Source organism: Acidobacteriota bacterium (assembly GCA_040752675.1).
Lineage (GTDB): Bacteria > Acidobacteriota > Polarisedimenticolia > JBFMGF01 > JBFMGF01 > JBFMGF01.
On record JBFMGF010000028.1, the window covers coordinates 1 to 8,348 of the forward strand.

At 52.8% G+C, this 8,348-nt stretch carries 6 protein-coding genes; 2 read left to right on the top strand and 4 right to left on the bottom strand.

Features of this window, described 5'->3' with window-relative positions; translation table 11 throughout:
- The coding region (locus AB1756_02885; protein ID MEW5806282.1) for a sodium:proton antiporter at window positions 1-220 on the top strand (220 nt) is incomplete at its 5' end.
- A gap of 31 nt (window positions 221-251) precedes the next feature.
- Here AB1756_02885 and AB1756_02890 read toward each other — a convergent pair.
- The 4 genes from AB1756_02890 to AB1756_02905 form a co-directional block, all read right to left on the bottom strand.
- Window positions 252-1,181, bottom strand: a complete 930-nt coding sequence (locus AB1756_02890) for a radical SAM protein (GenBank protein ID MEW5806283.1) — start codon at window positions 1,179-1,181, stop codon at window positions 252-254.
- Between the two features lie 10 nt (window positions 1,182-1,191).
- The gene (locus AB1756_02895; GenBank protein ID MEW5806284.1) at window positions 1,192-3,429 is read right to left on the bottom strand and encodes a xanthine dehydrogenase family protein molybdopterin-binding subunit; all 2,238 of its coding nucleotides are present in this window, start codon (window positions 3,427-3,429) and stop codon (window positions 1,192-1,194) included.
- A complete protein-coding gene (locus AB1756_02900; GenBank protein ID MEW5806285.1) occupies window positions 3,426-3,893 on the bottom strand; it encodes a (2Fe-2S)-binding protein in 468 nt (155 codons plus the stop codon). The genes AB1756_02895 and AB1756_02900 overlap by 4 nt, the downstream gene beginning before the upstream one ends.
- Before the next feature lie 77 nt (window positions 3,894-3,970).
- Window positions 3,971-6,358, bottom strand: coding sequence for a M1 family aminopeptidase (locus AB1756_02905; protein MEW5806286.1), 2,388 nt, complete (start codon window positions 6,356-6,358; stop codon window positions 3,971-3,973).
- Between the two features lie 257 nt (window positions 6,359-6,615).
- Here AB1756_02905 and AB1756_02910 point away from each other — a divergent pair, with 257 nt between their 5' ends.
- Window positions 6,616-8,271, top strand: a complete 1,656-nt coding sequence (locus tag AB1756_02910) for a formate--tetrahydrofolate ligase (GenBank protein ID MEW5806287.1) — start codon at window positions 6,616-6,618, stop codon at window positions 8,269-8,271.
- Window positions 8,272-8,348 lie beyond the last annotated feature (77 nt).

Sequence of the window (8,348 nt, forward strand, 5' to 3'; positions counted from 1 at the left end):
CTCGGTGGTCGGTGTTCCCGAGATCCTGCTGAAAGCTGTCAGTACAGGAGCAGTTTTCATGGGAGCTAACTCCTATATCGGGAACGGTCCAAACTTTATGGTGAAGGCTATCTGCGAGGAGAGAGGGGTGAAGATGCCGAGCTTCTTCGCCTACATGCTCTACTCCGGCCTGATACTCATTCCTGTCTTTTTGATCGTCACAGTCATCTTCTTTCTGTAAGGGTTCTTCCTTATTAGGACCGCTGGAAAGATTAGTTCTCAATCATTCTCAGATAACCCTCGAACCAGACTCTGGCGATGCGGATGATGGAGGGTCCGAGAAGCTCGTAATCCTTCTTGTAAAGCTCTTCGACGATCTCGGAAGCTTCTTGCTGGCTGAGATGTGGATGTCTGTGTTGAAGCGTGAATCCGTCTATTTCTTTGTGTCTGTATCGACGGGGATCATCGAATCCGGGCAACAGCCTGTTTTCCTTCTTCAGTCTATCGTAGAGAGGAGTCCCATAGACGGGACTGTAGATGAGGAACTGTGTGAACGACGGCTCGACGGTCATCAGCGTTTGAAATTCCTTCTCGATGACCTCTCTCGTCTGGTAATCGTAGCCTATGATGGAAGAGGCCAGGACGGCAATCCCGTGGCTTTGAAGCTCGCGGATCAACTCATCTGGATTTTTCCCTTCCATCTTGGCATAGCCTGCCCCATGCGCCTCGTAGCCGAGCCAGACGATCTCAAGATTCATCTCCATGAGCTCTTCCAAGGAGTACTGTGAAAGAGCCTTGATAGAGCTGAAACACATGAGGTGGACGTCCCAATGGCGCTCCTTCCTGATGCATTCGAGGTATTCAAGAGCCCTCTTTCGGTTCAATAAAAACTCCTCATCGATGATGATTACGGCATTGAGACCATGATCTCTTTTATATTTCTTTATCTGAGTGTAGATCTCATAACCACTCTTGAAGTATGGGATATAGCGTCTCTTCCAGTAATGTGATGTCACGCAGAAGTCGCAGCCATTCGGGCAGCCAAGCGCGGCGATAATGATTCCCTGCATGCCTGCCGTTATGGAGAGAATCGACATCTTCTGCAGAAGGGTCGGCATCTTGAAGGGCTTTTCATTTTTGAACTTTATGGTTACGAGCGATAGGTTGACATCGCGGATGAATTCAATTAGAGAAGGTATCAACTTTATATCTTCATAAGTTAGAAGACATGATGGGAAGCTTTCGGATCCGTTTGCCGGTGGCGGCGAAGATGGCATTGCAGACGGCCGGCGCGACCGGGGGAACGCCCGGCTCGCCGATGCCGCCCGGTGCTTCAGAGCTCTTTTGAATGTGGACTTCGATACTCGGGATCTCGTCGATCCGGAGTGGATTGTAATCGTTGAAGTTCTTCTGAACGACCGTTCCTTTCTCTATGGTTATTTCGCCCCGCATCGCTGCGGAGAGACCGAAGATGATCCCCCCTTCCATCTGGGCTTCGATCGTGTCAGGATTCACGAAATGGCCGCAATCCACCGCGCAGACTATGCGATGCACTTTGACCTTCCAGTTCGCTGAAACGGAAACTTCGGCAACCTGGGCGACATAGCTGCCGAACGAGAAGTGGCCTGCAATCCCATGGCCCCAGCGCGCGGGGAGAGGTCTTCCCCAGCCGGCTTTTTGCGCCGCCAGCTCCAGGACTCCACGCAGGCGAGATGTTTCAGGAAGGAGTTTGCGTCTTAAGTCGAAGGGATCAGCGTTGGTGGCATGGGCGATCTCATCTATGAACGATTCATTGACAAACGGGTTCTGCGAATTATAGACAGAGCGCCACCACATCACCGGCACTGGAGTATTGGCCATGACGTAGTCAACAAGGATGTTGGGGATCTGGTACTCGATCTGAGCAGCGCCATCAACCGCATCTGGAGCCCCCTCGAGCGGTTGTTCAGGGAAGAGCTGAGCCATGATGGAGGGAGCAGTGATGTGATGCTTCCAGGCTGTCAACCGGCCTTCCGCATCGATTCCCGCAGCCACATTGTGATAGCTTGCTGGCCTGTAAAAGTCGTGTGTCATGTCGTCTTCGCGCGTCCATACTAACTTCACAGGAGCGCCCACTGCCTTGGAGACTTGAGCGGCCTCGCTCGCATAGTCATACATCAGACGGCGACCAAAACCCCCTCCCAGAAGTGGAACATGCAGCATGATCTTCTCCACCGGTAATCCGGCAACCCTTGAAACCGTTTCCTGCGCCCACTGGGGTGTCTGACTGGGAGCCCAGACTTCAGCGCGATCGCTTCGAATATCAGCCACGCAGTTCATTGGCTCCAGGGGAGTATGGGCGAGGAAGGGCAGTTCATAGACGGCCTCGAGTTTCTTCAAGGCGGAAGTGAAGGCACTTGCAAAATCCCCCTCTTTACGGGCAGCGACACCTTCTTCCTTACTCTTCTCTTCGAACATTTTGCGGATTTCCGAGCTGCTCAAATTTTTATTTGGCCCCTCATCCCAATCGATGACGAGGACGTTTCTTCCCTGGATGGCCGCCCACGTCGAATCAGCCACGACGGCGACTCCGCTCTGGATCTGGACTACATCTCGAACACCCCTGACCGTTTTCGCCTTTGCCGCGTCGAAGCTCCTGACTTTAGCGCCGATGACCTGGCTTCGCGCGACGGTCGCGATGAGCATGCCGGAGACTTTGACGTCAATCCCGTATGTGGCTTTGCCGGATATCTTGTCCACAGAGTCCAGCCTGGGCATTCTTTTTCCGATGATCCTGAAATCTTTCGAGTCTTTGAGCGGGACATTTTCAGGAACTGGGAGTCGGGACGCAGTTTCGACAAGCTCGCCATAGCTCAGCCGCTTTCCGGTCACGGCGTGGATGATGGCTCCATTATCAGCACGGCAAGTCGATCGGTCAACTCCCCAGATCTGAGTGGCAGCGGCGATCAGCATCTCGCGGGCCGTCGCGCCGGCTTTGCGCAGCGGTTCCCATCCTAAGCGTACGCTGGAGCTTCCGCCCGTGATCATGCTCCCGTACTTTTGCGGATGCGCCATGGCCTGTTCAACACGGATCTTCGACCAGTCGGCTTCCAGCTCTTCAGCTATAAGCATCGGTATGGAAGTGAGGACACCCTGACCCATCTCCGAGCGCGCCACGGTGATCGTGACCCTCCCATCTTTATCGATCCTCAAGAAAGCATTGGGCTCGAAAGATTCTGAAGGTGCTTCACTGGAATTAATGGAAGCGATGGCGGGAATATGGAACGCAAGCAGCAATCCACTGCCGCTCATGGAGACGACTCTTATAAAATCTCTTCGAGAGATGCCTGAACACCGGACGGTCGATGTCTGAACCTCTGATGTTTGAGCGCCTTGAATCCAACTGTTCAAGGACGGAAGTTTTGCCGATACTTGAGATAGAGGGATCTGGATAGCGTGTCTTTTCTTCATCTGGCATCCCCTCCTTTCGCGGCGCGGTGAATGGCACGGCGGATCCTCGAATAGGTCCCGCAGCGGCAGAGGTTTCCTGCCATGGCCGTTTCGATGTCGCTATCCGTCGGTTTTGGCCTGCGGGACAGAATAGCGGCCGCGGCCATGATCTGTCCCGGCTGGCAGTAACCGCACTGCGAGACTTCTTCTTCCAGCCAGGCGAGCAGGAGAGGATGTTTCGGGTCGGCGGCAAACCCTTCGATGGTCATAATCTTCTTTCCCTTAGCTTCACTGACCGTAGTGATGCATGAGCGAGTCGCTTCGCCATTCATGTGGACCGTGCAAGCGCCGCAGAGGCCACGGCCGCAGCCATACTTTGTCCCCGTGAGTCCCAGCGTATCTCTGAGCACCCAGAGCAGCGGAGTATCCGGATCGACATCAATCCTGTACTTTTTCTTATTGATATTGAGTGTGGTAAGCGGCATATATCCTCCAAGAATAGTGACGGATTTCAAATGATTTCCATCAAATCTTGACCCACTGAGTTTCCCATCTCTTCTCTTTACTTTTTCTTAACCTCGGCAAGTACGGCATGATCCGGGTTGAAGAAGATCTCCCTGGGTTTTTTCTGGGACATCAGGGTGAAAGGTTTCTCTGGTTGATCGACAGGGACGACGATCTGCTTTACCGTCTTATCGTCCAGCTCAATCCGGATCGGGACGAACATCTTGAAATCCTCCGGGACGTCGCTCTGCTTCACTTTAACTTCGATATTGTAAAGGCCTTTCTCGTTGGGTTTGTCCGAGACGGTATATGTCCAGGTGTAAAGCGGGATGGCAGATCCATGAACCCACTGGTTGAAGAACCAGGACCAATCTTCCTTCGAGTGCTTCTCGACGATTCTCTGGAAATCGTCCGTGCAGGCTGCCTGACCCTTATAGGTATGCAGGAAATCCTTGAGGATGGTCCGAAACATCTCTTCGCTCTTCGTCGAGTTCCGGAGAAGAATCCGCAACATGTGCAGAACGAGAGGCCCCTTGTGATAGCTCTGCATGAAATAGACGCCGGGGGCTTCGGCAGAGCCGGCACGGTATCCCAGGCTAATGGGCCCGATCTTCTCCTTCCTCTTGATGGCGTATTCCGTCAGCCAGGGGCGGGAGAATTTGCTGAAAGAGCTCTTGAGCGAGCCGATGAGCATGTTAGTATAGGTCTCGAGGATCTCGTAGAAGTACTTATCCTTTGGCATGGCTGTTTCGACGTAGAGCATGGCGGAATACTCGGCAAAGGCCTCGCTCAGCCATTGGTCCCGATAGCTCTTCCATCCAACCATATGTCCCCACATCTGATGAGCGACCTCATGAGCGCGGAAGAGTTCCGTGGCGCCCGGATGCTCGCTGTCGAAGGTATACTCGGACAGGTGCAGGAAGCCGTCGAAGGACTGGCCGTGATAGCTGTCGATGCAGGTGGCATACATGGTTTCGCAGGGAAAATCGACGTCGAGAAGCCATTTGTAGAAATGGAGGCTCCTGGCGACATCAATGGCGACATTTTTAACCATGTTCCTGTTGATGCTCACGCCGAAGGAGATGACTTCGGGGACTCCCTCAAGCTTTACCTTCTCCTCGTCGAACTTTTCTCCGACGGTGAAGCCGTACATCTTTGTCGGCACTTCCGTACTCCAGATGGTTGTCTTGATCTTATCCTGGATTGTTTCCTGCTCACGCTTTCCAACCGCTGTGATGCTGTACTTCTGGTTGTGCATCACCTTAAGGCGGACGGTATGGAGGTCGTTGATATTGCCGCCGAGGCAGGGATACCAGTCGTTGCCGGAGACATAATTGCTCATCTTCATCCGGTGACCGACGACGATCTTTTTTTCTTTTCCTCTAACGGTAGGCTCGTCCAGAATGATCAGAAGAGATTCATCGTTGTTATCCTTTCCCAGAGAGATGAAGCGCTTGCCGATCGGTTCACGGATGAAGCGGAGCTCCTGCCCTTCAGGAGTGGAGACGGAATCAACGACGGCTTCCGGGTTAAGCGTCAACTCGATCGCCTGCTGACCATCCATAAGAGGTTGGAAGGTGACCGTCGAACGGAATTTAGCCGTGTCGATGGTAGAAGGCTCGCCAAGCCGCCAGGAGATGTTCATGATCCATTTGGTCAGATCGACCTCGATGTCGAGATGAGTAACATCCATTTGATCTCTGCGAATATGCGTCGGCCGCCCTGATGCTTGTCTGTCGGAAGCCCTATCGAGGCTGACCCAGGTCTCGATGAAATCGAAGTTCTCCTTCTGTTTGTGAAGCTGGATCTCCTCGTTCTGTAATCTGTCGAATGAAAAGGCCAGCCATCCAAAATCATTGGTCTTCATATCCACGAACAGAAATTCATCCCCTGCATTCAGAAGGCCCGCCAGCACGCGGGCATCGATATCCAGGAAAGCCAGTCTCAACCAGACTTCCTGCCGGTCCTTTGCCAATCTGTCGGGAGCATAGGCGCTGCTCATGGGTATGGTGACAAGCTGATAGATAAGATCTTCCGATGTTCGAAGCAGAAGCCTGGTGAAGGTCGTCTCAATCTTGTTCAAGCTGCTCTGACCAGAAAAACGCTTGACCTGGTTTACCTCGATGGGGTCGGGAATGGTCATCTGAAAGCGTCCCTTCCCCTCAAAGACCAATCCGGTGACGGCGCCATTTGAAAGCGGTTCCATCAGCCTGATCTTCCCCGATTCCAGGACCCAGGCGCCGCAGTCTCTGCTGAAGGAGATTCCCTCTTCTGGAACCGCGATGGTCTCGCTGCTGAACTTCCATTCCATCAGCCGCCTGTAGTTATCAATGGCGTTGGAGGGGTCCAGACCCTCCGCGGGAGAGGTTGTTGGAATGCCGGTGATCGCAACGGCCATCAAGACGGGAACAAATTTTATTACCGAAAGATTTTTCAGACTTTTCATAAAAACCCTCCGGTTTTTCTGGAGAAAGCCAAAACAACATGCAAACGATACCATACAGGATGTATCCTTCTCAAGAAGAATGTGAGAGAAGAGGTAACGCCTCAGTTACTTGGATGAGCGAAAGATTTCTCCAGCACCCAAAACCAAGGCGTTACGAGAAGAGTTTCAGGTAAAGAAAAGATGACAGGGGAACGGGAATCTCTGGTAAAATTGGTGATGAAAAATTAAATCATCACGGATTCTTGGAAGGGGGAATCATGTCGAGAAACGCGAGTGCGCGCCCGATCATAGAGGTGGCTGAAGGTCTTGGAATAAAAAGGGAGGATGTCATTCTGTACGGGAGTGATAAGGCGAAGATAAGAACGGAGGCGACAGCCAGAGTGATCCAATCCGGTCGAAAGCCTGGCAAATTGATACTGGTCTCTGCAATAACGCCCACAGATGCGGGCGAAGGAAAAACCACGATATCCATCGGTCTGGCACAGGGGCTGGCAAGGACAGGAGAAAAGGTCTGTCTGGCACTGCGTGAACCTTCGCTCGGTCCTACTTTCGGCCTCAAGGGAGGCGCGACTGGCGGCGGCAGATCCAGCCTTGTTCCAGCCGATGACATCAACCTTCACTTTACAGGAGATTTTCATGCTGTTTCTACTGCCCATAATCTGCTGGCGGCTCTTCTCGATAATCACATACATCATGATAATCCTCTTGAGATCGACCCGCGCCGTGTCCTATGGCGCCGCGTTATCGATCTAAACGACCGCGCCCTGCGACAGGTAGTCATCGGGCTTGGAGGCGTCCTTCAGGGAGTTCCCCGCGAGACCGGCTTCGATATTACGCCCGCTTCGGAGGTCATGGCGATCCTCTGCCTGGCGGAAAATGCAGAAGATCTAAGGCAGCGATTGAGCCGCATCCTTGTGGCCTTTACGTATGATAAGAAACCTGTCACGGCTGCCGACCTCAAAGCCGTAGGATCCATGATGATCCTCCTCAGGGATGCCATGCTTCCGAACCTGGTCCAGACCTGCGAAGGAGTTCCTGCATTTGTTCATGGCGGTCCCTTTGCCAACATTGCTCACGGGTGCAATTCCGTGATTGCCACGAAGATGGCGATCGCCCACGCGGACTGGGTCATAACTGAAGCCGGCTTTGGCTTTGATCTGGGTGCGGAAAAGTTCTTCGATATCAAATGCACATCAGCAAACCTCGATACAGCAGCGGTTGTCCTTGTGGCAACGGTTAGAGCCCTGAAGTTGCATGGGGGAGGGAAGAGGGATGAACTTGACAAACCTGACCCGGTGGCTGTCGAAAGAGGATTAGGGAATCTTACCAAGCATATTGAGAATATCAAGACATTCTGCGAACCTCCCATCGTGGCGCTGAATCGTTTCCCTGCTGATACCGGCGATGAGATTGCCATCGTAAGGCGAGCTTGCGATGGGATAGGCGTTCCCTTCGCGGAGGCAGAGGTTTTCACAAGAGGAGGGGAAGGTGGAGTTGAGCTGGCGCGCCAGGTGATGACGCAGGCAGAAAAGTCTTCACGGCATTTCTGTCCTCTTTACAACTGGTCGGAACCGATCAAGGTGAAGATAGAGAAGATCGCCAGGCTGATGTACGGCGCTTCGGATGTTCTTTACACGAAAGAGGCAGAGCGTGATCTGAAGCTCATCCGTCAACTTGGCTATGAAGAGCTGGCCGTATGCGTGGCGAAGACACAGAAATCACTCTCGGAAGATCCAACAATGGTTGGACGCCCCGAGGATTTTGAGATCACGGTCCGCCAGATCATTCTGGCCGGCGGAGCAGGCTACGTAGTTCCCCTCATTGGAGACATAATCAGAATGCCGGGGCTCCCCGCTTCTCCTAAGGCAGAAAGGGTAGACCTCTTGGAAGGACGCATTATGGGACTGTCCTGATATCGATGTGTGATTGGGAACAAAGCGACGCTTCTTATCACCATAATTGAAGTTTCTTCAAAGCAAAATCATCGATT